This window comes from Myxococcus xanthus (assembly GCF_013116825.1).
Lineage (GTDB): Bacteria > Myxococcota > Myxococcia > Myxococcales > Myxococcaceae > Myxococcus > Myxococcus xanthus_B.
The window spans coordinates 12256-37855 of the sequence record NZ_JABFNS010000067.1; the positions used below are offsets into that span (position 1 = coordinate 12256).

General features: G+C 70.1%; 20 protein-coding genes. 13 read left to right on the forward strand and 7 right to left on the reverse strand.

Annotated features, from left to right (window positions below; all coding sequences use genetic code 11):
• Positions 1-194: 194 nt before the first annotated feature.
• Entirely contained in the window at positions 195-2519 is a 2325-nt protein-coding gene (gene eutB, locus HNV26_RS20230) for an ethanolamine ammonia-lyase subunit EutB (RefSeq protein ID WP_171442828.1), read from the forward strand.
• 169 nt (positions 2520-2688) lie between these two features.
• Here the strand turns inward: eutB and HNV26_RS20235 are convergent, their stop codons facing one another.
• The gene (locus tag HNV26_RS20235) at positions 2689-3093 is read right to left on the reverse strand and encodes a RidA family protein (protein WP_171442829.1); all 405 of its coding nucleotides are present in this window, start codon (positions 3091-3093) and stop codon (positions 2689-2691) included.
• A 119-nt stretch (positions 3094-3212) separates the two neighbouring features.
• On the opposite strand from HNV26_RS20235, the gene HNV26_RS20240 reads away from it, so the two are divergent.
• The 6 genes from HNV26_RS20240 to xdhB all read left to right on the forward strand — a co-directional run bounded on the left by HNV26_RS20240 (position 3213) and on the right by xdhB (position 11643).
• The gene (locus HNV26_RS20240; RefSeq protein WP_171442830.1) at positions 3213-4100 is read left to right on the forward strand and encodes a LysR family transcriptional regulator; all 888 of its coding nucleotides are present in this window, start codon (positions 3213-3215) and stop codon (positions 4098-4100) included.
• A 137-nt stretch (positions 4101-4237) separates the two neighbouring features.
• A complete protein-coding gene (gene nth / locus HNV26_RS20245; protein ID WP_171442831.1) occupies positions 4238-4870 on the forward strand; it encodes an endonuclease III in 633 nt (210 codons plus the stop codon).
• A 126-nt stretch (positions 4871-4996) separates the two neighbouring features.
• Complete coding sequence (locus tag HNV26_RS20250; RefSeq protein WP_171442832.1) at positions 4997-6328, forward strand: DUF418 domain-containing protein; 1332 nt, start codon at positions 4997-4999, stop codon at positions 6326-6328.
• Between the two features lie 196 nt (positions 6329-6524).
• Positions 6525-6797 (forward strand): hypothetical protein, encoded by a 273-nt coding sequence (locus tag HNV26_RS20255; protein WP_253816835.1) that lies wholly within the window; start codon positions 6525-6527, stop codon positions 6795-6797.
• A 191-nt stretch (positions 6798-6988) separates the two neighbouring features.
• Complete coding sequence (xdhC, locus tag HNV26_RS20260; RefSeq protein ID WP_171442833.1) at positions 6989-7825, forward strand: xanthine dehydrogenase accessory protein XdhC; 837 nt, start codon at positions 6989-6991, stop codon at positions 7823-7825.
• Positions 7822-11643: a xanthine dehydrogenase molybdopterin binding subunit gene (gene xdhB, locus HNV26_RS20265; protein ID WP_171442834.1), complete on the forward strand. Its 3822-nt coding sequence runs from the start codon at positions 7822-7824 to the stop codon at positions 11641-11643. Before xdhC ends, xdhB begins: the two co-directional genes overlap by 4 nt.
• Before the next feature lie 30 nt (positions 11644-11673).
• Here the strand turns inward: xdhB and HNV26_RS20270 are convergent, their stop codons facing one another.
• A complete protein-coding gene (locus tag HNV26_RS20270) occupies positions 11674-12714 on the reverse strand; it encodes an AraC family transcriptional regulator (RefSeq protein ID WP_366816906.1) in 1041 nt (346 codons plus the stop codon).
• 94 nt (positions 12715-12808) lie between these two features.
• On the opposite strand from HNV26_RS20270, the gene HNV26_RS20275 reads away from it, so the two are divergent.
• On the forward strand, positions 12809-13600 hold the full coding sequence (locus tag HNV26_RS20275; RefSeq protein WP_171442836.1) for a hypothetical protein: 792 nt from the start codon (positions 12809-12811) through the stop codon (positions 13598-13600).
• 4 nt (positions 13601-13604) lie between these two features.
• Here the strand turns inward: HNV26_RS20275 and HNV26_RS20280 are convergent, their stop codons facing one another.
• On the reverse strand, positions 13605-14411 hold the full coding sequence (locus HNV26_RS20280) for a hypothetical protein (RefSeq protein WP_171442837.1): 807 nt from the start codon (positions 14409-14411) through the stop codon (positions 13605-13607).
• Between the two features lie 253 nt (positions 14412-14664).
• Between HNV26_RS20280 and HNV26_RS20285 the strand changes: the two genes are divergently transcribed.
• Positions 14665-15948 (forward strand): endonuclease/exonuclease/phosphatase family protein, encoded by a 1284-nt coding sequence (locus tag HNV26_RS20285; protein WP_171442838.1) that lies wholly within the window; start codon positions 14665-14667, stop codon positions 15946-15948.
• A gap of 42 nt (positions 15949-15990) precedes the next feature.
• Here the strand turns inward: HNV26_RS20285 and HNV26_RS20290 are convergent, their stop codons facing one another.
• Positions 15991-18291 carry an SO2930 family diheme c-type cytochrome gene (locus HNV26_RS20290; RefSeq protein WP_216612543.1) on the reverse strand — a complete coding sequence of 767 codons (2301 nt, stop codon included), beginning with the start codon at positions 18289-18291 and terminating at the stop codon, positions 15991-15993.
• 290 nt (positions 18292-18581) lie between these two features.
• Between HNV26_RS20290 and HNV26_RS20295 the strand changes: the two genes are divergently transcribed.
• Positions 18582-18989, forward strand: coding sequence for a hypothetical protein (locus tag HNV26_RS20295; RefSeq protein ID WP_171442840.1), 408 nt, complete (start codon positions 18582-18584; stop codon positions 18987-18989).
• Here the strand turns inward: HNV26_RS20295 and HNV26_RS20300 are convergent.
• Complete coding sequence (locus HNV26_RS20300; RefSeq protein WP_171442841.1) at positions 18977-21178, reverse strand: hybrid sensor histidine kinase/response regulator; 2202 nt, start codon at positions 21176-21178, stop codon at positions 18977-18979. The two genes, HNV26_RS20295 and HNV26_RS20300, sit on opposite strands and share 13 nt — an antisense overlap.
• A 181-nt stretch (positions 21179-21359) precedes the next feature.
• Between HNV26_RS20300 and HNV26_RS20305 the strand changes: the two genes are divergently transcribed.
• Together HNV26_RS20305 and HNV26_RS20310 are read left to right on the forward strand one after the other, a co-directional pair.
• On the forward strand, positions 21360-21785 hold the full coding sequence (locus HNV26_RS20305) for a GAF domain-containing protein (protein ID WP_171442842.1): 426 nt from the start codon (positions 21360-21362) through the stop codon (positions 21783-21785).
• Positions 21778-22482, forward strand: coding sequence for a TVP38/TMEM64 family protein (locus HNV26_RS20310; RefSeq protein ID WP_171442843.1), 705 nt, complete (start codon positions 21778-21780; stop codon positions 22480-22482). Before HNV26_RS20305 ends, HNV26_RS20310 begins: the two co-directional genes overlap by 8 nt.
• Before the next feature lie 9 nt (positions 22483-22491).
• On the opposite strand, the gene HNV26_RS20315 is transcribed toward HNV26_RS20310, so the two are convergent.
• Together HNV26_RS20315 and rdgC are read right to left on the reverse strand one after the other, a co-directional pair.
• Positions 22492-23181 (reverse strand): hypothetical protein, encoded by a 690-nt coding sequence (locus HNV26_RS20315; protein WP_171442844.1) that lies wholly within the window; start codon positions 23179-23181, stop codon positions 22492-22494.
• Positions 23168-23815 carry a recombination-associated protein RdgC gene (gene rdgC, locus HNV26_RS20320; RefSeq protein WP_171442845.1) on the reverse strand — a complete coding sequence of 216 codons (648 nt, stop codon included), beginning with the start codon at positions 23813-23815 and terminating at the stop codon, positions 23168-23170. The genes HNV26_RS20315 and rdgC overlap by 14 nt, the downstream gene beginning before the upstream one ends.
• A gap of 149 nt (positions 23816-23964) precedes the next feature.
• Here rdgC and dacB point away from each other — a divergent pair, with 149 nt between their 5' ends.
• Positions 23965-25449: a D-alanyl-D-alanine carboxypeptidase/D-alanyl-D-alanine endopeptidase gene (gene dacB / locus HNV26_RS20325; protein WP_171442846.1), complete on the forward strand. Its 1485-nt coding sequence runs from the start codon at positions 23965-23967 to the stop codon at positions 25447-25449.
• Positions 25450-25600 lie beyond the last annotated feature (151 nt).

Here is a 25600-nt window from a genome sequence, read left to right on the forward strand (position 1 = left end):
AGCGCCCGTCCAGGGATGCCCGCGCAGCCCGCACGGGTGCCATCTGTCCGAAGCTCGAGGAAGTGCTCAGACCCTGGCCGGAGCGCTCCGTCGGGTGCCCTACAGCCACCCGCGGCAGCCCCCGGGCCCTGCTTGTGCGCGGCGAGACGAGGGGTGTTCCCTTCCACCATGCACGTCCTGAGCGAGGGAGAACCATGCACCTGGACCCGAGGTTCCTGCTGCACCGACGCGCAGTGCTGACCGCGATGGTGGGAGGCGCGGCTGCCTCCGTTCTGGGCTGCCGGAGAAAACCGACGTCCACCCCCACGCCGGGAGGCGTCTACATCCCAGATGTGAAGCCGGGCGAGGACGTCTTCGGCTACGTCCAGCGGCTCCGGGGCGGCTTCGACGACGTGCTCTACAAGCAGGTGCTGGGCGCGGCCAACACCTTCAAGGAAGGCGACGCGCTCGTGGGCGTCGCCGCCGCGGATGAGAACTCGCGTGCGAATGCGCGCAGGCTCTTGGGGCACACGCGGCTGGCGGACGTGCGGCGATACCCTTTGCACCAGGACGCGTTGCACGCACTGAGCCTGGAGGCCGAGGACTCGCAGGCGGCGGCGCTGACGGCGGACTGGACGTTGGGACGTCTGAGGACGTTCCTGCTGGAGTCCGACGAGGCGGCCATTCATGCCATCGGCCCCGGGCTGGGCAGCGATGCCATTGGCTGCGTCGTCAAGCTGATGAGTGACGCGGAGCTCATCGCGCTGGGAAGCAAGGTGTTCAACCCGCTACCAGGCAGCAAGGTGGGCGCGCGCGGCTACATGGGAGCGCGCATCCAGCCCAACTCGCCCACTGACAACGTGGACGACATCCGCTGGCAGGTGTTCGACGGCTTCTCATACGCGGTGGGTGACGTGGTGCTGGGATGCAACCCGGTGTCCTCCACGCCGGAGTCCGTGGCCGCCATCGAGTCCGCCCTGCTCGAGGTGCTGGTGACCTTCGGACTGACGGACGTGCTGCCCCACTGCGTGCTGTCCCATATCGACGTGCAGGCGGAGGTGGAGCGGCGGCAGCCCGGCACCACGGGCGTCTGGTTCCAGAGCATCGCTGGCAGCGACAGCGCCAACGCGACCTTCGACATCTCCGTGGAGAAGATGCTCGCCTACGCGGACGGGCGCACCGGGCCTTACGGGCTCTACTTCGAGACGGGCCAGGGCGCGGACTTCACCAACGGCCATGGCAACGGCTACGACATGGTCCTCCACGAGTCGCGCAAGTACGGCTTCGCGAGGGCCCTGTCCCAACGTGTGTCCCGGGCGCGGCAGGGCGCGGCGCCATGGGTGCACCTCAACGACGTCGCGGGATTCATCGGGCCGGAGGTGTTCCGCACCCGCGAGCAGCTGGTGCGCTGCTGCCTGGAAGACATCGCGATGGGCAAGCTGCACGGGCTCACCATTGGCCTGGACATCTGCTCCACGCTGCACATGGACGTATCACTGGACGACCTGGACTGGTGCATCGAGCGCATCATGCCAGCGAATCCGGCGTACCTCATGGCGCTGCCCACGAAGAACGACCCGATGCTGGGCTACCTCACCACCGGGTTCCAGGACCACGTCCGCATCCGCGAGCAGTTCGGCTACAAGGTGGATGACCGGATGTGGGCCTTCTTCCAGCGGCTGGGCGTCATCGACGCGGAGGGCAAGCCCACTCGCCACTTCGGTGACCCGGTCTGGGTCTATCTCCAGTACCTGCGCGCGAAGGGCGACAGCCGGCCGGAGGCGGACATCCGGGCGGACGCGGAGCAACAGCTGTCGGCGATTCGCGCGCGCGGCGTCCCCATGGCGCGGGGGCACGGCACGCACCCGTGGGACCTGGAACCCGCGCTGGACGCGGAGTTGCGCCGAGTCTACGCGGACTCGAAGAAGAGCCTGTGGACGGAGCTGACGCCCGCCTTCATCACCACCGTTCCGGAGGGCGTGCGGCTGGTCTCGAAATCGCAAGACCGGACGGAGTACATCCTCCACCCAGAGACGGGCGAGCAGCTCGACGCCGCGTCCCTGGAGGCGGTGCGCGCGATGAGGGCACGTCATGCGGGACGGTATGACGTGCAGTTGATGGTGTCCGACGGGCTCAACGCGCTGGCCATCATGGACGAGGGACAGCTCGCGCCCTATCTGGAGGCGCTGCGCGCGGCGCTGCTTGCCGCGGGGTACCAGCCCGGTCCAGAGCATCTGGTGCTCACGTCCGGTCGCGTGCGCGCGGGGTACCGCGTGGGCGAAGCGCTGTACGCGGGCCTGGAGGACGCGGCCCGGCACCGGGGCATCATCCACGTCATTGGCGAACGGCCCGGCACCGGCCACCACACCTTCTCCGCGTACATCACCGCGCCTCCCGGAGCCGTCTGGTCCCAGCCAGGCAAGGTGGACCACAACATCACCCGCGTGGTGTCCGGGGTCGCGCTCACGGCGTATGCGCCCTCACTGGCGGCGCCGGAGACAGTGCGGCTGCTTCAGCAACTGGCGCCCCGGGGCGGGTGACCTCCCTGGGACGACGTGGGGCGGATGCTCCGCCCCGGGCAATGGCCACTCACACCGGCTTCGAGTCCTTGACCGTCGCGCCGTGCCGACAGCCGTGGATGCAGTCCCGCCATCGAGCCCCCGTCGATTCATTGACCGTGGGACGCTCGATGGCGGGGTACGGCGTGGGTCAGTCCACGACCGCCGTGGCTTCAATCTCGACGAGGACGCCCGGCTCGAAGAGCATGGCGACGCCAATCAGCGAGGCTGGCGCCGGCACGATGTTCAACTCCTTGGAGACCTGCTCGATGCCGGCCAGGAAGTCCGGCATCCGTTCGTACTTCCAGTCGACCACGTAGATCGTCAGCCGAACGACGTCGTTGAACGTCGCCCCGGCCGCCGCGAGAGCGATGGCGACGTTGCGGTAGGCCTGCGCGACCTGCCCAGCAAGGTCTCCTCGTGCGACGAGCTGCCCATCCGCGTCGTACGCGACCTGCCCTGCGATGTGCACCTGCCTGCTGCCGGTGGCGACCGCCACCTGTCGGTACACATCGGGCTTCATCATTCCTTCGGGGTTCATCAGGGTGACAGGCATGGGTGCTCTCCAATGGGTGAGGTTGACGAAAGGAGCGATTGCCGGACGCGTATACCGAGCCCACTGACGAACGGCGTTCCCCACTCCAGCGACAGGAGGGCTACAATCGAGAGCCCGTCATGAAACGCGCCCATCTGGATGAGATCTTCGCCTTCATGGCCGTCGTGGACGCGGGCAGTTTCGTCAGCGGTGGCCGAGCCATCGGGCTGACGCGGTCGGCGGCTGGCAAGGCCCTGGCCCGGCTGGAATCCCGCCTGGGGGTGCGTCTGCTCAATCGCACGACGCGCCACCTGAGTCTCACGGACGATGGTCGTGTCTTCCATGAGCATTGCCAACAAGTCCTGGCGGCGTTGGATGAAGCGGAAGCCAGCGTCGGAGATCGCACGGGCACGCCCCGGGGCGTCTTGCGAATCACCGTGCCCGACGCATTCGGCAGACTGCATGTCCTGCCCGCGCTGAAGAAGTATCTGCAGACCTGGCCCGACGTGCAGGTGGAGGTGAGCTTCACCGATCGCGTCGCGGATATCATCGAAGAGGGTTACGACCTGGCCGTGCGCATCAATGTCACCAGCACCGATACGCGGCTGGTGTCACGGCTCGTAGCGCAACATCGGGTGTTCGTCTGCGCCGCCCCGTCGTACCTGGCCGCGCGCGGCGAACCCCAGACATTGGAGGAGCTGGCGACGCATGATTGCCTGCTCTTCAGCAGCCGGGCGCGACGACAGCGCTGGCGACTGCGCCCGAAGGGTGGTTCCTATGTGACGGTGGAGGGTCGAAGCCGCCTGCGGCTCGACAGCGGCGAGGCCATCCGGGACGCGGCTGTCGCGGGACTGGGCATCGCCTTTCTTCCCAGTTTTCTGGTCGACGAAGACCTGGCGCGTGGACGCCTCAAGGCGCTGCTGCCGTCATGCGAGACGGAGGTCGTCCGGATCATGGCGTTCTACCCGAGCAAGCGTCACCTGCCAGCCAAGGTGCGGCGCTTCATCGACCTGTTGGTCGAGCAATAGCGCGCGAAGGCGCCCCGTGGTGCCTCAGGTATCCGTGAGGCGGAGGAGAACACGGCAACGCCGCTCGCTGGGCGGCGCCGAAACGCTCGTGGCACATGTCAGACGCTCCGAGTAGGGTGGTGCTCACTCACGCCACCATGAATCCCGCCGAGAAAGCCGCCCTCTTCCTCGAGCGCCTCCGGGAAGCCCATCCGGATGCGCGCTACGAACTCAACTGGTCCACGCCTTTCGAGCTGCTCGTCGCCACCATCCTGGCCGCGCAGTGCACCGACGAGCGCGTCAACCGCGTCACCGCCACTGTCTTCCCCAAGTACCCGGGTCCACAGGCCTTCGCCGACGCGGACACCGCCGCGCTGGAGGAGGACCTCAAGCCCACCGGCTTCTTCAAGCAGAAGACGAAGTCCGTGCAGGCCATGAGCCGCGCGCTCCTCGACAAGTTCGGAGGAGAGGTCCCCCGCACCATCGCCGAACTGGTGACGCTCCCGGGCGTGGCGCGGAAGACGGCCAACGTCGTCCTCAACACCGCCTTCAATCTCCCCTCCGGCATCATCGTCGACACCCACGTGGCGCGCGTCAGCCAGCGCCTGGGCCTGACGAAGAAAGACAAACCCGAGGCGATTGAAGAAGACCTGATGAAGCTGGTGCCCCAGGAGCAGTGGACCTTCTTCGGCCCCGCCACCGTCCTCCATGGGCGTTACACCTGCACCGCAAAGAAGCCAAAATGCGACGAATGCATCGTGAAGGATGTGTGCCCGCGTATCGGCGTGTAGCCTGATTCCTGTCCGACTGTGGGACATGCGTGTCTTTTCGCGTCCGTTCCTGGGACGCGAAAAGACGCACATCAAAAACGGGGGGAATTCGCAATCGAGATGGCTGTACGACGTTGTTCAGCCATCATGCCCACCGCCCCTTCCTCCGCTGCCTCCGCACCGCGCACCGAAGCCCGCCCGGTCGAGGCAGGTGAGCGCCTGGAGTTGCTCGACGCGCTGCGTGGCTTCGCGCTCTTCGGCATCCTCATCTCCAACGTGCAGATGTGGTTCAGCGGCAGGGTGTTCCTGTCCCGGGAACAATTCGAGGCGTCCATCGCCAATGCCTCGCTCCTGGACACCATCACCCGGTATGCCTTCGAGGTGCTGGTCTCCGGGAAGTTCATCACCCTCTTCGCCTTCCTCTTCGGCCTGGGTTTCGCGGTGCAGCTCGGCCGGGCCGAGGCGCGAGGTGGTGGCTTCGTCCCGCTCTATGTGAGGCGGCTGACAGTCTTGCTGGTGGTGGGTGTCCTGCACCTGTTCCTGCTCTGGTACGGCGACATCCTCTCATCCTATGCGCTGATGGGCTTCTGCCTGCTGCTCCTGCGGCGGCGTTCGGAGCGGACGCTGCTCATCATCGCGGCGGTGCTCGTCCTGGTGTGGCCGCTGCTCATGAGCCTCGTCTGGCGGCTGCCGCAGCTCCTGGCGGACTCACCCGAGGCCGGTGCCGCGATCATGGCCGCGGCCCGTGAGAAGACCTCCGCCATCCACGCGCGGATGCTGACGGCCATCACCGGGGGAAGCTGGTGGGACGTGACGAAGACCAGCGCCGGGTTCTACCGCGATGAGTTCTTCACGATGATGCTGGCCGGACTGCTGACCTGTCTGGGCCGCTTCGCGCTCGGGCTCTGGGCGGGACGGCGCGGCATCTTCCAGGACGTCCCCTCGCACCTGGGTTTCTTTCGCCGCCTGCTCGGCTGGGGGCTGGTGGCCGCGGTGGTGGGCTCCGTGCCCGGCGTGGTGGTGACGGTGCTCATGCAGAAGAAGGTGCTCACGCCGGAGACGATGCCCGTGTGGCTGCCCCTGGTGCTGGCGCCGCTGCGCAACCTGGCACAGGTGGGGCTCGCGGGCGTGTATCTGGCGGGTATCACCCTGCTCTTCCAGCGCGCCACCTGGCAGCGAGCGCTGGGGCTGCTCGCGCCCGCGGGACGCATGGCGCTGACGAACTACCTGTCGCAGACAGTCATCAGCCTGCTCATCTTCTATGGCTATGGCCTGGGACAGGTGGGCAAGCAGGGCCCCTTCGCGTGTGTCGTCATCTGCGTGGGCGTCTTCTGCGTCCAGGTGCTGTGGAGCCACCTGTGGCTGTCACGCTTCCGCTTCGGTCCGGTGGAGTGGGCGTGGCGCTCTTTGACGTATGGGAAGGCTCAGCCCATGCGGCGCGCCGCGTCCGACACGCCGCCCGCGCCCGCGACGGCGTGACGGGCTCGACCCGGCGACGTCAATTCGTGACCGCTGGGTGAGGAGCAGCCACCCTCACCCGGAAACCAAAGCCAATCCAAAGATGGAAGGCGCGCTCGCGGAGGGTTTCGCTCCCCGAACCGTTGAGCAGCCGCACATCCAGCTTGTCGTACTCCCCCCCTGTGCCGGTGATGAAGAGCCCGGCCCAGAAGTTCCCGTGAACGTGACCGGCGTCTTCGAGTTGGGCTCGGACGTGGACGTCCTTTCCTTCGATTTGGAGGCGAGCCGGACCTACGTCGTGCGCGGCGACAGAACGACCATCCGGATCCTTGATCCCCTCGGCGCGCAGGTCGCCCTGGCGTACGAGTGGGAAACGGGGGACCACACCTTCACGGCCCCATCGTCCGGGGCGTATGCCGCGGAGCTCAAGTCTCAGCAGCCCTACCTGCAGCGTGAGGTGGCCTGGAGCTTCTCCCTGCGCGAGCAGTGAGCACTTCCCCGTCGCCGCACAACAGCGGGCGGAGTCCACAACGTGCGCTACCGCACTGGACTCAAGGGCCGCCTGGTCGCTGAATTCAAGGAAATGCGGGCCCGCCGCCAGGTGCGCTACGCGTTTTGAGCCGGACTCCGTTTCATGGATGTGACGTGGGCAGCCCGGCCTGTGGCAGACTCCGCCGGACAATGTGGGATTGGATCCGCCAGTTGGCGGAGTGGTCGCGGGACGATGTTCCGTTCGCCGTGGCGACCGTGACGGTGTGTCAGGGAAGTACCCCCGCCAAGCCTGGCGCGAAGCTGCTCGTCCGCGCGGACGGGACGTTCCACGGCACCGTGGGCGGTGGCCACCTGGAGCAGCTCGTCCTCGCTGACGCCCGCGCCTGCCTGGAGAAAGGGGAACCCCGTGCGCACCGGTATCCGCTGGGCTCGAAGCTCGGCCAATGCTGTGGCGGCGTGGTGGACGTCTTCATGGAGCCGGTGAACCACGGCCCGCGCCTGTACCTTTTTGGCGCCGGCCACGTGGGTCAGGCCCTGTGCCGCACGTTGGACGGCACCCCCTTCCAGGTCCACCTCGTCGACGAGCGCCCCGAATGGGTCCACGGCGAGCGCATCCCCGCCTCGGTCATCCGCCACGAGGAGCCGTGGGACGTCTTCGCCTCGCGCGCGGTCTGGGACGCGCGCCGCACGTACATCGCGGTGATGACGCACCGGCATGACCTGGACCAGGACATCATCGCCTTCGCCTTGGAGAAGCCCGCGCGCTACGTGGGCCTCATTGGAAGCAACACCAAGTGGGCCCGCTTCCGTCAGCGCCTGGAGGCCCGGGGCGCGACGGCGGCGCAGCTGGCCCGCGTGCGCTGCCCCATGGGGCTGGAGATTGGCGGCAAGTCGCCCCAGGAAGTCGCGGTGAGCATCGCCGCCGGACTCCTCCAGCTCCATCACCAGGGCGCAGACACCGAAACTACCGCCGAGGCCCCGCCCTCGGAGCCGCCCCGCCTGCGCGGGGGCTCGTCAGGAGAATGAGCAACATGTTCGAGTTCCAGCTCAATGGCGCGGCGGTCCGCGTCGATGGCGTCTCCCCCAACACCACGCTGCTCGACGTCCTGCGCGCCCGCGGCCTCACCGGCACCAAGCAGGGCTGCGCCGAGGGCGACTGCGGTGCCTGCACCGTGGCCCTGGTGGACCGGGACGCCCAGGGCAACCGCTGCCTGCGCGCCTTCAACGCCTGCATCGCCCTGGTACCCATGGTGGCCGGCCGTGAGCTGGTGACGGTGGAGGGCGTGGGCAGCTGCGAGAAGCCCCACCCGGTACAGCAGGCCATGGTGAAGCACTACGGTTCGCAGTGTGGCTTCTGCACGCCGGGCTTCATCGTCTCCATGGCGGAGGCGTACTCCCGCAAGGACGTCTGTACCCCGGCAGCCGTGGCGGACCAGCTCTGTGGCAACCTCTGTCGCTGCACCGGCTACCGCCCCATTCGCGACGCGATGATGGAGGCGTTGGCCCAGCGCGACGAAGGACCGGCGCCCGCCACGGCGATCCCCTCCGCGCCGCTCGAAGGTCCCGCCGAGCCCCTGTCCCCGCTGCGCTACGAGGCCGGCGGACAGACCTTCCTGCGCCCCACGTCCTGGGAGGAGTTGCTCGACCTGCGCGCGAAGCACCCGGAGGCCCACCTGGTGGCGGGCGCCACGGAGTTGGGCGTGGACATCACCAAGAAGTCCCGCCGCTACCCCTTCCTCATCTCCACCGAGGGCGTGGAGTCCCTGCGCGCGGTCCGCCGTGGGGAGGATGGCTGGTACGTGGGCGGCGCGGCCTCGCTGGTGGCTCTGGAAGAGGCCCTGGGTGACGAGCTGCCCGAGGTGAAGAAGATGCTCAACGTCTTCGCCTCCCGGCAGATTCGCCAGCGCGCCACGCTGGCGGGCAACCTGGTGACCGCGTCGCCCATTGGGGACATGGCGCCGGTGTTGCTCGCCCTGGATGCCTCGCTCGTCCTGGGCTCGGTGCGGGGCGAGCGCACGGTGGCGTTGTCCGACTTCTTCATCGCCTACCGGAAGACGGCGCTCCAATCGGACGAGGTCGTCCGCCACATCCTCATCCCCCACGCCGCCGTGCCCGAGGGCGGCCGGCGGCTCTCCGACTCCTTCAAGGTGTCCAAGCGGCGCGAGCTGGACATCAGCATCGTCGCCGCGGGCTTCCGCGTGGAGCTGGACGCGGGCGGCGTGGTGAAGCTGGCGCGCCTGGGCTACGGCGGCGTCGCGGCCACGCCGGTGCGTGCGCGCCGCGCGGAGGCGGTGCTCACGGGGCAGCCCTGGACGGCCGAGACAGTGGCGCGCGTGCTGCCCGTGCTCGCGGAGGAAATCACGCCCATCAGCGACCTGCGCGGCAGCGCGGAGTACCGGCGGGGACTGGTGGCGGGCCTGCTGGAGAAGTTCTTCTCCGGCTCGCACAGCCCGGCCCTGGACGCCGCGCCGGGCTTCGACGCGGGTGAGGTCCAGGCCCCCGCGGACGCGGGACGCGCGCTGCGGCATGAGAGCGCGCTGGGCCACGTGACGGGCAGCGCGCGGTACGTGGACGACATGGCGCAGAAGCGGCCCATGCTGGAGGTCTGGCCGGTGTGCTCGCCCCATGCGCACGCCCGCATCCTCAAGAGAGATCCCACGGCGGCGCGCAAGGTGCCCGGCGTGGTGAAGGTGCTCATGGCCGAGGACATCCCCGGCATGAACGACACCGGCCCCATCCGTCACGACGAGCCGCTGCTGGCGGACCGCGAGGTGCTCTTCCACGGGCAGATTGTCGCGCTGGTCGTGGGCGAGTCCGTCGAAGCCTGCCGCGCGGGCGCCCGCGCCGTGGAGGTGGAGTACGAGCCCCTGCCCGCCATCCTCACGGTGGAGGACGCCGTGGCGCGGAGCAGCTACCACACCGAGCCGCACGTCATCCGCCGGGGCGACGTGGACGCCGCGCTGGACAGCAGCCCCCAGCGCCTGTCGGGCACGCTGGCCATTGGCGGGCAGGAGCATTTCTACCTGGAGACGCAGGCCGCCTTCGCCGAGCGCGGTGACGACGGCGACATCACCGTCGTGTCCTCCACCCAGCACCCGTCCGAGGTGCAGGCCATCATCTCCCACGTGCTGCACCTGCCGCGCAGCCGCGTGGTGGTGCAGTCCCCCCGCATGGGCGGCGGCTTCGGCGGAAAAGAAACGCAGGGCAACGCGCCCGCCGCGTTCGTCGCGCTGGCCGCGTGGCACACGGGGCGCCCGGTGCGGTGGATGCTGGACCGCGACGTGGACATGGCGGTGACGGGCAAGCGCCACCCGTTCCATGCCGCCTACGAGGTGGGCTTCGACGACCAGGGACGGCTGCTGGCCCTGCGCGTCCAGTTGGTATCCAACGGTGGCTGGTCCCTGGACCTGTCCGAGTCCATCCTGGACCGCGCGCTGTTCCACCTGGACAACGCGTACTACGTGCCGGCGCTGGCCTACTCCGGGCGGGTGGCGAAGACACACCTCGTCTCCAACACCGCCTTCCGCGGCTTCGGTGGTCCGCAGGGCATGCTGGTGACGGAGGAGGTCCTGGCCCGCGTGGCCCGGGCCGTGGGGCTGCCGGCGGACGAGGTCCGCGAGCGCAACCTCTACCGCGGCACCGGGGAGACGAACACCACGCACTACGGCCAGGAGCTGGAGGACGAGCGAATCCTCCGCGTCTGGGAGGAGCTCAAGAAGTCGTCGGAGTTCGAGCGCCGGCAACGCGACGTGGCGGCGTTCAACGCCCAATCCCCCTTCATCAAGCGGGGACTGGCCATCACCCCGATGAAGTTCGGCATCTCCTTCACCGCCACCTTCCTCAACCAGGCCGGCGCGTTGGTGCACGTGTACCGGGATGGCTCGGTCATGGTGTCCCACGGCGGCACGGAGATGGGCCAGGGCCTGCACACCAAGGTGCTGGGCGTGGTCATGCGCGAGCTGGGCGTCACGGCGGACGCCCTTCGGATGGCGAAGACGGCGACGGACAAGGTGCCCAACACCTCCGCCACCGCGGCCTCCAGCGGCTCCGACCTGAACGGCGCCGCCGTGCGGGTGGCCTGCGTCACCCTGCGGGAGCGGCTGGCCCCGGTGGCCGTGCGGCTGATGTCGGACCGGCACGGGCGCAGCGTGGCGCCGGATGCCCTGCTGTTCAACGACGGGAAGGTGGGCCTGCGCGGTGAGCCCGAGCTCTCCCTGCCCTTCGCGGACGTGGTGGAGGCGGCGTACCTGTCCCGGGTGGGTCTGTCCTCGACGGGCTACTACCAGACGCCGGGCATCGGCTACGACAAGGCCAAGGGCCGCGGACGCCCCTTCCTCTACTTCGCCTACGGTGCGGCGGTGTGCGAGGTGGAGGTGGACGGCCACACGGGCGTCAAGCGAGTCCTGCGCGTGGACCTGCTGGAGGACGTGGGCGATTCGCTCAACCCCGCCGTGGACCGTGGGCAGATTGAAGGCGGCTTCGTCCAGGGCCTGGGCTGGCTCACGGGCGAGGAGCTTCGCTGGGACGCGAATGGCCGGCTGCTCACGCACTCCGCCAGCACCTACGCGGTGCCGGCCTTCAGCGACGCGCCCATCGACTTCCGGGTGCGGCTGCTGGAGCGGGCGCACCAGCACAACACCATCCACGGCAGCAAGGCCGTGGGCGAGCCCCCCCTGATGCTGGCCATGTCCGCGCGCGAGGCCCTGCGTGAGGCGGTGGCCGCGTTCGGCCAGGCCGGTGGCGAGGTGGAGCTGGCCTCCCCGGCCACGCACGAGGCGCTGTTCCTCGCCATCCAGAAGCGGCTGGCGCGCGCGGCGGCGGCGGGCGGGCGCGAGGCGGCCTGAGACGCCGCCCGGACGGACAACGGTCCAGGCTCAGCGTGGGGCCTGGAGCCGCTCCCTCCGGAAGCCCTCCGGGCTCACCCCCCACCAGCGCTTGAAGGCGCGGTGGAAGGCCACCGGGTCCGCATAGCCGAGGAGGAAGGACACCTCGGCGATGGACATGCGGCGCTGGAGGTAGGACTCGGACAGCTCGCGGCGCAGGGCTTCGACGATGGCCGCGTAGCTCTGCCCCTCGCCCGCGAGCCGCCGCTGGAGCGTCCGCGGCGGCTGCCGCAGGGCCCGGGCAACGGCCACGAAGGAGAAGTCCCCGCCGGCCAGCTCGCGCCGGACCTGCTGCCGGACGCGCTCAGTGGTCGTGGACACGTCCGGCAGCCGCTCCAACGCGCGCTGGGCCTGCCGTTGGAACATGGCGTTGAGCAGCGCGTTCGCGTGGATGAAGGGCCGCTGGGCGTCCTCGAAAGAGAACTCGATGGCGTTGAAGGGGGCGCCGAACTCCATGGGACACCCGAAGAGCGCCTCGTGCTCGCGGAGGTCCGCGGGCGCGGCGTGGGTGAAGCGCACGACGAGCGGCCGGACGTCCACGCCGGTGAAGGCCCTCACGCCGGTGGCGAACTGCACCAGCGCCGCGTCCACCAGGTGCCGGTGCGCGGGCCGGGGCGCGCCCACGGGCGTGAAGCGCATTCGCACGCCACGCTCCGTCTCTTCCAGCAGGAAGCGCTCTCCGTCTCCCCAGACGCGCTGGTAGCGGCAGCCCCGCTCCATGGCTTCCCGCAGCGTCGCGCAGGTGAGGACGACGAAGGTGGCCGGGTCATCCAGGTCCACCACGTCCACGCGGGCGATGTGCAGCCCCAGGTTGGCGTCCCCGGACAGCTCCGCCGCCCGCTCCAGGAGGCCGTCCAACGCGGCGTAGGGGATTCGCAGCTCCGGGTCGTCCAGGTCCTCCATCCGGAAGCCCGCCTCCCGGCAGAGCGCCTCCACCGGCAGCCCCAGCGTCGCCGCGAGCCGGAGCGCCTGCCGCGCCATGCGCGCGGACAAGGATGGCTCGGAGGATGAGGACGGAGGCAGCTGCGCCACGCATGGGACGCTAATGGCGCGTTGGCGCGGCCGGCAAGCCGTTCTGTCGCCATCCGTCAGTGCGCGGGCGGCGGAGGGCCTGCACGCTCGGACCATGAACGACACACCTTCCCAGCTCCCCCGGCTGCACCTCTTCGAGTTCACGGACCAGACCTGGCTCCCCGACGCGCTGAGGGACTTGACGACCGACTACCTCCACACCATCAGCACGCGCCTGGGCATCTTCGACGCGGCGGCGGAAATCCTGGCGCGCGGGCTGAGCGCGGCGCAGGGCCCGGACCTGGTGGACCTAGCCTCCGGCGGCCGAGGCCCCCTGCCCCGCCTGCGCCAACTGCTCGCGGAGAAGCACGGCATCAACGCGCGCGTGGTGCTCACCGACAAGTTCCCCAACGCCCAGGCCGCCGAGCGGGCGCGGGCAGAGGGCGTGCAGTACCTGGAACGCTCGGTGGACGCGCTCCAGGTTCCGGCGGACCTGCGGGGCATGCGAACCCTCTTCAACGCCCTGCACCACTTCCGGCCGGACGAGGCCCGCGCGGTGCTCGAGGACGCCCAGGCCCGCGGCACGCCCTTCGCCGCGTTCGAGACGGTGCGCCGCACGCCCCCGGCCATCCTGTCCATGTTGCTGGTGCCCCTGCTGGTGCTGCTCTTCACGCCCATGGTGAAGCCGCTGACGCCGCTGCGGCTGCTGCTCACCTACGTGGTGCCGGTGGCGCCGCTCATCATCTTCTGGGACGGGCTGGTCTCCGCGCTGAGGACGCATCAGCCCGACGAGCTCCGGCGCATGACGGAGGCCCTGGCGCGCGAGGGCTACACCTGGGAGGTGGGCGAGGCGAAGGCCCCGGGCAAGGCCGCCATCACGTACGTGCTCGGGCGGCCCACGCGCTGAAGCGTCACGGGGCGTGCAGCAGCATCAGCAGCACGAAGAGGCCGTTGAGGCCCACGCCCACGGACATGTAGTTGCCGCTCGCCCGGGACATGCCGGCCGCGACGTTGACGTGGCCGAAGTACCCCAGGGCCAGCCGCGTGCCCACCTCCGCGCCGACGTTGAAGCCCGGGTCGCGTGAGTCGCGTGTCGCCGTGCCCATCATCAACCGGCCGTAGGGCACCACCCAGGCATTGACGAAGTGCTGGTAGCCGACGAAGCCGTTGAACTCGGAGATGCCCCGGCTCGTGTAGGCCAGGTTCGAGCCGATGTTGAGCCGCCGCTCCAGGAAGGCCATGGGCTGGATGTTGAGGGCGAGGTCCGCCGTCGGCCGCCAGGCCCCCACCCGGTACTGCATGGCGAAGTCGAAGGCCGGTTTGTCCAGCGCCGGTGCCTCTCTCCGGAGCCTGGCCGCTGCCCGAGCGTGGGCCTCGCCACCGCGCGCGTCGTAGAGGTCCGCGAGCGCCAGGGCGCCCTCCTCACTGTCCGTCTCGTACACCGTGACAAACGGCGCCTCGGCGCCCGCGAGGTTGCCGTCCGCCATGCGCAGGCGCCCCAGGGCCAGGCACCCCTGCGTCGAGCCACCGTCACACGCCTTGGAGAAGGCCATCTCCGCCTGGCTCCGGTCTCCGTCCTGGAGGAGCTGCTCTCCCCATTCGTTGCACGCCCACAGACTGCCCTTCTCACAGGAGGTGCTTCGGGGCACCACCTGGCGGGTCGTGGCACACGCCACCAGGAGAGGAGCCATCACCGCCAGGAACGCCAATCGCCGCATGTCCGGTATTCAACCACAAGTGCGACTGGGCTTCCCCGGTCTCCAGGCCCGGGACGGCGCGCCCGAAAGCCCGGCCGCCCCCCACCCGAACGGAGCAGCCCGGCCAGCCCTCCATCCCCTGGGAGCCCCCTGGTCATGGGGAGGGCGAGCACAGACCTTGAGGGCATCGAGGAGGACCTGTGGCGCCAGTTGCCTTTCACGAAGACACCTTCCGCCCTCAACCCGCGCAGCCGCTCCCGCGGAAGGAGCCCCGATGAAGGTTCCGGAGATGCTGGAGCACCTGCCGGGGGTCGGCCCCCTGATTGGCCGGATTGCGCACGGGCCCGAGGGCGCCCTTCCGCGCCGGGAGGCCACCGTGACGCTTCCGGACTTCGCCGGTGTGTCCCTGCCCAATACGGAGCGAGCGCTGGGTGACGGCCGCACGCTGGTGGTCCGCAACCCCGCGGTGCGCTCGCCGCGCGGGCCAGGGCTCACGGTGATGACGTACAACATCCTGCTCGGTGGGCAGCGCCGCCAGGCGCTGCTGGACTACTTCGACGACCTGGAGGCCCGCGGACGGCTGCCGGACGTGCTGGGCCTGCAGGAGGCCAACATCCCCACCTCCGTGCTCCTGGCGGAGCGCTATGGCTTCCACCTGGCGTATCAGGGACACGACGGCGGCCCCGGCGCACGGCTGGTGAACGGAAAGACCTTCCTCACCCGGCACCCGCTGATGGACGCGGCGCACTTCACGTACGCCACGCCCGACGCGGAGCGGGACGCGGCCATCATGCGGCGTGGCGGAGACCCCTGCGAGCTCCCCGAGGACCGGGGCGCGCTGTACGTGCGCCTGGAGGTGGAGGGTCACCCGGTGGTGCTCTACAACGTGCACCACACCCTGGGCGACTCCGGCATCAACGCCCGCAACCTCCGCCAGCTCAACGCGTTGCTGCAGCACCGTGAGGTCATGCACGCGGTGGTGCTGGGGGACTTCAACGCCAACACCGCCATCAAGACAGGCGGCTCCTGGCTGATGGCCCACCTCAGGACCTACGACGACACCGACACGGTGGAGGAATACGAGGTGCGCTACGGCGAGCCCCACGCCAGCGTGGGGGACGAAGGGGTGGGCAACATCGCCGACCCGCGGTTGCGCCACGAGCTCCACGTGCTGGAGCAGAGCCTGCCGGAGACCATCGCCCATGCCACCACCGCACAGGTGCGCCTGCCGGATGGCTCGCTCATGACGCCAAAGCAGGCGTGCGCCGAGCTGCGCTCCGGCCGGGTGCAACGCGGCAGCGAGCAATGGCTGCGGCTCCAGGACATCGCGGACAGCGCCACCCTCACCTCGCTGCCGGATGAGAATGGCGTGGTGCCCGCGACGGGCAAGCGCTTCGACAACCTCTACGCCAGCCCTGGACTGGTCCCCCGCCTCTTCGAGGTGGACCGCAGCACCGAGTCCTCCGACCACCAACCCGTGGTGGCGCACTACGACGTGCGGACGCCAGGGTTGAAGGACGGCAAGCCCGCTTCCGGCACCGTCCAGCGGCCCGCCTGAGGCGCCAGCCTCACCGAAGCTGGCGCCCCGTCCCGCGAGGCCTCAGGGCCCCGCGGGACACGCGGACAGGGACGTAATCCACGCGTCCACGAGCCCCGTGCCCTCCTTGTCCTTCACCGCGCTGGCCAGCGGCGGCATGCGTGGCGTCGACAGCGAGTGCATGCGCCGCGACAGGATCGACTTCGACGGGTCTCCCGGCGCGACCACCATCGCTCCGGCCACGCCCAGCTCACCGTGCTCTGGCGTCACACCACAAATCTTCGTTGCGGTGAGCGGCGTGGAGAAGCGCAGGTCCAACGCACCGCGGCCCAGGCCATTGGGCCGGTGACAGACGGCGCAGTTGGTGTGCAGGTAGGCCCGCGCGCGCGCCTCCAAGGGCTCCGGTCCGCCGTAGGCAGGCATCCGGGGCAGTTGCTCCACCGGAGCCGGCAATTTCAGCACGCCGATATGCTCCAGGGTCCGAAGCTGCGACGCGATGCGCCCGCCCGGATATGTGTAGTCCCCGTTGAGCTGCGCGACCTCCAGGCCCAGCACGAAGCCCGCGGCGGCGGTGTGACACTGCATGCACTCCCCCCGGCTGGGGTACGTCCACGTCTGCGCCCCCACCGTCTTCACCTTGCCCGTCTCCAGCAACGTCGCGTCGGTACCCGCCTCATTCCACTCGTACGTGTAGCCCGCCCAGATGCCGTCCGGATGGCGCATGAAGAGGCGCGTCTCCACCCGCTTCCCGCCCAGGAGGAACGTCTTCACCGTCACGGTGCCGGGGGGCGCGTCCAGCACGCCCTCCGGCCCCACCGTCATCACCGCCCCGTCTGGCACACCGATGAACCGCTCCTTCCCCGCGCCGTCCGACCACAGCGGGGCATTCACGCCGTACGGGATGAGGCCCGCCGAGGGGAGGTTCGGGTTCGTCGGGTCCGCGCAGCCCGTGGCGGACAGCAGCGTGGGGAACGCCTCGCCCCCCGGCGCCGAGGGCAGAGACGCGTGGATGCGGTGCAGTCCTCCGCCCGCGAAGTCCACCACCAGCAGCTCGCCGTCGTTGAGCTCGGCGAACGAGGAGATGCTGAGCGCCGTGGTGACGAGCAATTGGGGCACCGCGGCTGCGCCGGGAAGGGCGTCCCCCGGCAGTGTCCAGATGCGGCCCGAGCCGAAGTCGCCAAAGAGGTACTTGCCCGCGAGCGCCGGTACGGCGGTGCCGCGATACACGTAGCCTCCGGTGACGGAGACGCCTTCTGCGCGACCATAGACAGCCACGGGCTGCGTCAACCCGGTGGTGCGGCAGCCGCTCCCGCGCGCGCACTCGGTCCCCTCCAGGATGCTCCAGCCGTAATTGCCTCCCAGCTCGACGCGGTTGATTTCCTCGAGGAGCTTTTCACCCACGTCGCCCAGCCAGAGCGCGCCGGTGCTCCGGTCGAAGCTCCAGCGCCACGGGTTGCGGAAGCCGCTGGCGTAGATTTCCTTGCGCCCGCCGGCGATGGCGTAGGGGTTGGTCGGTGGAATGGCGTAGGGCCGCGCGCTATCCACATCGAGCCGCAGCATCTTCCCCAGCAGGAGCTCCGGATTCTGGGCCGTCTGCTTCGGGTCCAAGCGTCCGCCACCGTCACCAAAGGCGAAGTAGAGGAAGCCATCCGGTCCGAACGCGAGGTGGCCGCCGTTGTGGGTGGAGAAGGGCTGGTCCTGTTCGAGCACGACCTCCGCGCTCGTCGGGTCCAGGGTGGCCCCGCCATCCGGGCTGCGGTAGCGGACGATGAACGTGCGTAGCCCCCCCATGGCGCTGTTTCCGACATAGGAGAGGAACACCTGACCATTGGTGGCGAACGCCGGGTGGAAGGCCATCCCGAGCAAGCCCGTCTCGTCATGCTCCACGTTCACCTGCCCGGAGATGTCGACGAACACGGAGCTGACGGGCGGCGTGGCGTCCTTGTCGAACACGCGAACCCGCCCCACGCGCTCCACCACGTAGATGCGGCGGCTGTCCCCCGGCGCCTGGAGCGCGAACAAGGGCTGGGTGAAGCTCAGCTCCGGAAACGCGCGGGTGATGGTGGCCCCCGCGGGGTCCGGGGGCCGGGGAGGCGCTACGCACGTAGGGTTCGCTGGACGCACGTCCAGCCCGAAGGGCACCTGGGCACCCGGGCCCCCTTCATCTGGCGCTATCGGAGCGCTCCCGTCTCCGTCCGTCCCCGGTCCTCCATCCGGTGAGGGGTCGGTGATTTCAACTTCATCCCCTGGGCGACCGGAACCGTCACCCGAAGCGCCAGGACATGCGAGCGAAATGCCGAGCAGGCTCATAGCGAGCGCCACCATGCCCAGCAGCATCAGGACGGACGTTCGTCGTTGTTTCATGGCGAGGCTGTGGTGGTTCGCGACGGGGCGGAACGCCAGGGACTGGACCTCACATCCGAGGCGGACTCTGCTGGATGCCGGACCGCGTGATTGGCAGTCGTCGTGAATTGGGCCCGGGCATCGTTCGAGGGACGTCTGCCCCCGGACACGGCGCGTCACCTGACAGTCATGCCGACCAAGGCAGACGGCGGAACGACCCCTTCCCTTGCCGCGCTGTCCTGGGGCGGACGGCCGTGCGGGGGCCGGCTTCACCGCGCGGAAGCCCCTAGATTGCTCGGAAGGGAGGCCTCATGAAGACAGGCAGTCGGACGACATCCCGTTTCTCTCGTCCATTCACGGGCGCTGCGCTCACCGCCGTGCTCGGCCTCGTGGGAGCGCCAGCGGCCACGGCCGCCCAGGGTGTCGTGCCCCAGGTGTCCTGCTACCAGCGCGCGACCGACGGCGGACTCGACGACTCCTTGGCCACGCAGCTCTGCCGCGGCGCTCGGTCATCCACGCCCGCCGACTGCTTCGCGCGCGCCCAGGATGAAGGCTCACTCACGCAAAGCCAGGCCGTCCAGCTATGTCAGTTCGCCGCGCCCGACGAAGACCCCGCGGGTTGTTACCTCCAGGCCCGGCAACAGACCTTCGCGGCCCCAGCGCGCGTGTTGCAGCTGTGCCAGCCCGCGGTCCAGCACTGTCCCGGCTACGTGGAGTGAGCCGGCACGGCTCGTTTCCTCGGCAGCAGCAGCTCACGCAGACGCGTGAAGTCCACCGGCTTCACCAGGTGCTCGTCGAAGCCCGCCTCCAGCGCGCGGCGCCGGTCGTCTGCCAGGCCGTAGCCCGTCACGGCGATGAGCATCAGCTCGCGGCCTTCGTCCGTCGAGCGGAGCGCCCGGGCCACCTCGTAGCCGTCGAGCCCGGGCAGGCCGATGTCCAACAACACGACCTCGGGACGCAGCTCGCGCGCCCGCGCCAGCCCCGAGGGACCGTCCTCCGCTTCGCTGACGGTGTGCCCGTCCAGTTCGAGCAACTCGCGGACGAGTTGCCGGCTGTCGGCGTGGTCATCCACCAGCAACACGTGGCGTCCGGGGGCCGGCGCCATAGGAGCGTCTTGAAGCCGAGGCGCCTGTTCGACCTGGCCGCGCGGCAGCCGCACCGTGAAGGTGCTGCCCTTCTTCAGCCCATCACTCCGCGCGCACACGGAGCCGCCGTGCAGCTCCACCAACCGCTTCACCAGCGTGAGGCCAATGCCCAGGCCGCCCTGCGCGCGGTCCAGGGTGCGCTCCGCCTGGAAGAAGAGCTCGAACACGCGCTCCTGGAGCTCCGGTGACAGGCCATCTCCGGTGTCGGACACCTCCAGCACCACATGGCCGGGCTCCTCCCGCGTCACCACACGGATGCGACCGCCGGGCGGCGTGTATTTGAGCGCGTTGGACACGAGGTTCGTCACGACCTGCTCCAGGCGGCTCGCGTCCCCCTCCAGCCAGGCCCGCGGGGCCTCTACCTCCACCTGGTGCGCCTGCGTCCGTCCGGAGGACTCCAGCGCCGCGACGGCGCGCCGCACGCACTCCGACAAGTCCATGGCCTGACTCTGGAGCAGGATGCGGCCACTGCTCACCCGCTCCACATCGAGCAGGTCATCCACCAGCCGCGCCAGGTGGATGGCCTGCCGCTCCACCAGGGCGCGCGCCCGCTCGCGGCAGGCGGCGTCCTCCGTCACCGACAGCACCTTCACGCCGCTGGTGATGGCGGACAGCGGGTTGCGCAGCTCATGGCCCAGCATGGCCAGGAACTGGTCCTTGGCGAGGTTGGCCGCCTCGGCCTCCGTCATCTTCGCCCGCAGCGCGTCCTCGCGCTCCATCACCATGGCCGCGGTGAGCGCGAGCGTCGCCCGCAGGTCCTCCAACTCCGTGATGCCCGTGGGCCCTACGTTGGTGAAGGCATCCGCCGAGTCCGGGCGCTCCCGGGCCGCGCGGGCCAGGGCGCGGAGCGGACGCGTCATGCGCCGGCTCACCCAGGCGGCCCAGGCGGTGGCGATGACACAGCACCCCAGCCCCGCGATGAGCAGCGCGGCCAGGGACTGGTCCACCGACGCGGTGAACACCTCGCGAGGCCCCGCGAACGACACCGTCCAAGGCACCACCTGCAAACGCGCGTAGGCCGCGAACGACTTCATCCCATCCACCGTCTGCGACGCGAAGAACCCCTCTGGGCTCGCGCGGATGTTCGCGATGTACTCGGGCCGGGCCTTCGTTCCGACGAACCGGGCGCGGCCCCGGCTGCGCGAGAGGATGACGCCCTCCTCGTCCACCAGCGTGCCCACCCAATTCCCCGGGACGCGCTGTTCGTCCCAGAGCTTGTCGAAGTGCTGCATGGCGTACGTCGCCACCAGCACGCCCGCGAGCACGCCCTGGCGCCGCACCGGCATCGCCACCACCACGGTGGGCTGCCCCTGGAAGCGCTGGTAGGGAAAGTCGGAGATGACCACGCGCCCTGTCTCCACGACCTCGCGCACGTAGGGCCGCTCATCCACGGGCGCCGTCAGGTCGGCGCCGAAGGGCTGGTCCGTGGTGAACATCGTCCGGCCCTCCACATCCAGCAGGGAGAGCGAGCCCCACTGTGCCTGGGACGCCACCACGGCCTGGCAGGTGGAGTGGAAGGTCTTCAGGTCGCCTTGCATCAGCGGGGCCGAATGCGACAGCACCTCCAGCGCCCGGATGGACTGGCCCAGCTCTCGCTCCACGACGAGCGCCAGCGCTCGAGCCGTCTCGCGCATGCCCTGGGCCCGGGCTTCGCGCTGCGAGGCCGCGAAGCGGTTCACCGCCCCCGCCGCGAAGAGCACGAGCGGCACCAGCAGGCCGAGCGCGAGGAACCCGAGATAGAAGCGGAGCGAGCGCGGCTTCATCGACCTGCGTCCTTCCAGCGGAGCGTCGCGCCTCATCCTGCACGGGCGTGAGGACGCATTGCCCTCCAGTACAAAGGAGTGACGTGGGCTGAACAGTCCCGCGGAGGATGCGTTCGAATGTCGACTCAGGGCCTGAGCGCGTTGACTGCGGGCGAAGCCGGGGCGCACAGTTTTGCGCGCCATGAACGAAAAGAACGCGTCCTACCAGTCGTGGCTGGAGTCGTTCGCCAGCGAGCACGGAGCCACCGCGGGCACCGTCCACCTTCAGCGGGGAGACGACCTCTTCCTCGTGGCGGCCCTCAACATCCCGCCGCCGCTGATGGCGGCCGTCCAGCACGTGCCACACGGCAAGGGGATGGCGGGGCTCGCCCAGGTGCGCAAGCAACCCGTGCAGACGTGCAACCTGAAGGAAGACACGTCCAGCGACATCAAGCCGGGCGCGAAGGCCGTGGACGCGCGGGCAGCGGTGGCGATTCCGGTGCTCGATGCGACAGGCCGTGTGCGCGCGGTGGTGGGCATCGCATTCTCCGAGGAAGGCTCGCTGGCCGCTGAGCGCGAGACGTCCCTGATGGCCGCCGCGTCCCGGCTCCCCATCGCGGATGGCTGAGCCCATGCCGGGTTTGACGGCGGCGGGCGCAGGCCGGATGTCCGGTCGCGCCGTCATGGGCTGGGCGGCCTTCAGCGGGTTGCTGCTGGCCTCCATCCTGGTGCCCTTCGCCTGGTTCGGGGACAGCCTGGAGGCGGCGTCCGGACACTTCCTGGCCACGCGGCCCCCCTCCTGGCAGGTGGCGCTGCTGCTCGGGGGACTGCTGGCCGGTGATGCCGTGCTGCCGGTGCCCTCCAGCCTGGTGGGCACCGCCTCAGGGGGACTGCTGGGCTTCTGGGGCGGCGCGGCCACGTCCTGGCTGGGGATGATGGCGGGCTGTGTGGTGGGCTATGGCCTGGGCGCGCGGGCCGGAACGGCGGCGCTGCGGCGCATGGCGGGTGACGCCGAGCTGGGCCGGCTGACCCGCGCCGCCGAACGGATGGGGCCCTGGTTCCTGCTCGCCTTCCGCGCGGTGCCGGTGCTGGCGGAGACGTCCGTGCTCTTCGCGGGAACCAGCCGCATGCGCCCCCGGACGTTCCTCACCGTGAGCGCCCTGGCCAACCTGGGCGTGTCGGTGACCTATGCCGCGCTGGGCGCAAGCGCCGCGCGGCTGGAGTCGTTCCTGCTGCTCTTCGCGGGCATGGTGCTGCTGCCCGGCCTGGCGCTGGCCTGGATGCGGCGAAGGACACCGCCGCATCCGGACCCGGCGACACGTTAGACGGTCCGCTCAGCTCCGCGCCGTGCGAGCGTCACGGCCCCGAGCGCGGGCCGCCTTGGCGAGCGCGTCCGCGCCCTGCTCGTCGCCGCGCATCCACTCCTTCATCGCGGGGACGACCGTCTTGCTCCAACCCTTGCTGGCGCGCACCGACAGGTAGTCCTGCACCAGCGCGTCCACCATGGCGGCCAGCTGCTCCATCAGGAGGAGCCGCTCGGAGAGCTGGTCATCCTCCTCCTCGCTCATCAGCGCCGGCAGCTTGCCCGCGCGGATGTCGAGGAACTCGGAGTCCACCGTGGCCTCGAACTCCCTCTCGCCCTGGGTGAAGCGCAGGCGGGCCTGGGCCACCAGCAGCCCGCGGTCCAGCGAGTGCCGCACCTGCTCGGAGTACGGCGCCAGGGTGCCCTTGGCGCTCATCTCCGTCACCTCACCGGACACGCCGCGCAGCACCACGCGGCCCATGAAGAGGACGCTGACGCCTTCACCCTCCACCTCGACGAGCGGCCCGCCGGCCTCGGTGCGCCACAGGAGCCACGTGAGGAACTCGCGGCCCAGGTAGGCGCGGCCACGCAGCAGCTGATCTTGCGCTTTGCCCTTTTCGAGTTCGGCCTCGTCCTTCGTCTCCTCGGTGGCGCCGCCGTCCACGCCGACATCACCGCGCATGAAGGCCGCTTCGGCCCGCGCCTCGTCACGCCTCGCCATGTGCCACCTCCCCCGCCGTCGCCGGCAGGTCCATGCCAATCAGCTCCGCGGTGGGCCCCAGCAGGGACTCATCGATGCCCGCCGTCTGCGCCATGGCCGACGGCGTCATGCCGAAGAACTTCACGTTCAGCCCGCCCTCCAGCGCGACGGTGATTTCGTCCACCACCTTGCGCGACGCGGACCAGATCTGCACCTGCTGCGTCTTCAGGTTCCAGCTCACGTCCACCGTGGACGTGCGGGGCGTGGCGCGGTTGCGGAGCATCTGGCGGATTTCACCGCGGCTCTGCGTCTTCTCGCCGCGGCTGGGCGGGCGGCCATTCTCCTTCTCGAAGGCGGAGGCCCACTTCGCCAGCTCCGCCTTGAGCGCCGCGGCCGGCACCTTGATGGTGTCGATGCGGAAGGCGAACAGGGCGTACTCGCCATAGTAGAGACGGCCGGCGGAGAACTCGCTGGACTCCTCGTTCTCCAGCTCCACGAAGCCGACGGCGCGCTCCTCTTCGGAGCGGCGGTCGATGGGCTCGAACGCGTGCGCCTTGAGGCCGCGCGTCAGCCAGCGTTTGACATCCGAAGGCGCTTCCTTCGCCGGTTCGACCCGGAAGCGCGACAACGTGACAGCACCACGAAGGACAGGCATGGGGCGCGGCAGGATGGGGTGCGCGCGCCGTGTCGTCAAGGCACTCGGTGTGGCTGACGGCGCCTTCCTCGTGGCCGCGCTCCCTTTCCAGGCGGCCTGTCCCCGGCCGAATGACAGGTCCGCCCCACGGCGGTAGCGTGGCGGACGACATGCGCCGCGTCCTGTCCGTCTCGCTGCTGCTCGTGGCCCCCCTGGTACTCTCCGGCTGCCTCCGCGAGACGCGCCCCGAGGGCGACACCCTCCCCTCCCTGGCCCGCGCGCTCTTCGACACCCTGGAGGCCGAAGGCGCCCTGGCCAGCGCCTACGTGGTGGACGCACAGACGGGCGAGCCACTCTTCACCCACCGCGAGCACGTCCGGCTCCTGCCCGCCTCCACGCTCAAGGTCGTCTCCACCGCGTCGGCCCTCTCCGCGCTGGGCGCGGACTTCCGCTTCCAGACGCCGGTGGCCCTGGAGGGCACGCTGGATGGCGGGCTCTTCCTGGGCGACATCGTGGTGGACCCCACGGGGGACCCGTCCCTGGGCTCGTGGCGCTTCCCCGAGACGGCGCTGGCGTGTGAGCAGGTGGCGGACGCCCTCCAGGCGCGCGGCATCCGCCAGTGGCGCGGGCAGGTGCGCGTGCGCGGCGCGAAAGAGGCGGAGTTCCCCTTCGGCCCCGGCTGGGCCTGGGATGACGCCGCCTATGCCTACAGCGCGGCGCCAACGGCCTTCGTCTTCCGGGAGAACGTGGTGGACGTGGCGCTGTCCCGGCCCGCGGGCGCGGACTGCGCGCAGCCCCCCACCCTCCAGGTGACCCCCGCCTTCGCGACGCTGACGGCCGTGGTGGGCGTGGACACGAACGCGGAGCGCCCCTCCCTGGCCTGCGTGCGCCAGCGTGGTGGGCCCGGCGTGCGCTGCCTGTGGCGCTCCACCGCGGACACCTGCCCCCGCTCCGCCGCGGTGAGGCTGTCGGTGGACGACCCCGAGCAGCTCTTCTCCGCCTGCGTGGAGGCGGCCTTGCTCGCGCGCGGCATCCCCCGGCTGCCCGTGACGCTGGAGGCGCCCACGCCGCGGCAACCCTCCGTGCCCGCGCCCCTGGTCACCCTGGTCAGCCCGCCGCTGTCCGAGCTGGTGAAGGTGACGAACAAGGAATCCCTCAACCTGTACGCGGAGCGCCTGGGCCTGCGCTTCGCGCGCGAGCTCACGGGCACGGAGAGCTACGGCGCCCTGCGCACCGCGCTGTCGGAGGAACTGACCCGCCGAGGCATCCCCTCGCGAGACTTGCGCCCGGTGGATGGCAGCGGCCTGTCCCGGTACAACCTGGCCACCGCGCGGGGACTGGTGCGCGTCATCTTCACCAGCTTGCGTGAAGCCTACGCCACCGCGCTGCTGGACAGCCTGCCCGTGGCCGGCCAGGACGGCACGCTCGCGGCCCGCCCCGTCACCGCCGACACCGCGGGCCACATCCGCGCGAAGACGGGCACGCTGTCTGGTCAGCGGTGCTTCGTGGGCGTGGTGGACCGGCCGGGCGACACGCGGCACCCACGCGTCGTCTTCGCGCTGATGCTGGGGAACATGGACGACGGCACCGCCCTGCCCGCCAATGAGGCGTTCGATCGGTTCGCCGCGGGGCTGGTCACACTGCCGCTGCGCTGACGCCCAGGACGCACCGTCTCATTCCCAACGGTCGCACGGCGGAGGCGCGGGCGAACACCCGGCACAGGGCGGCATTCCCAACGCAACGAAGCCGTTTCCCGCCCCAGGGGACATGGCAGGCTGCGTGCGCGTTTTCCAACCCCGAGGTGAA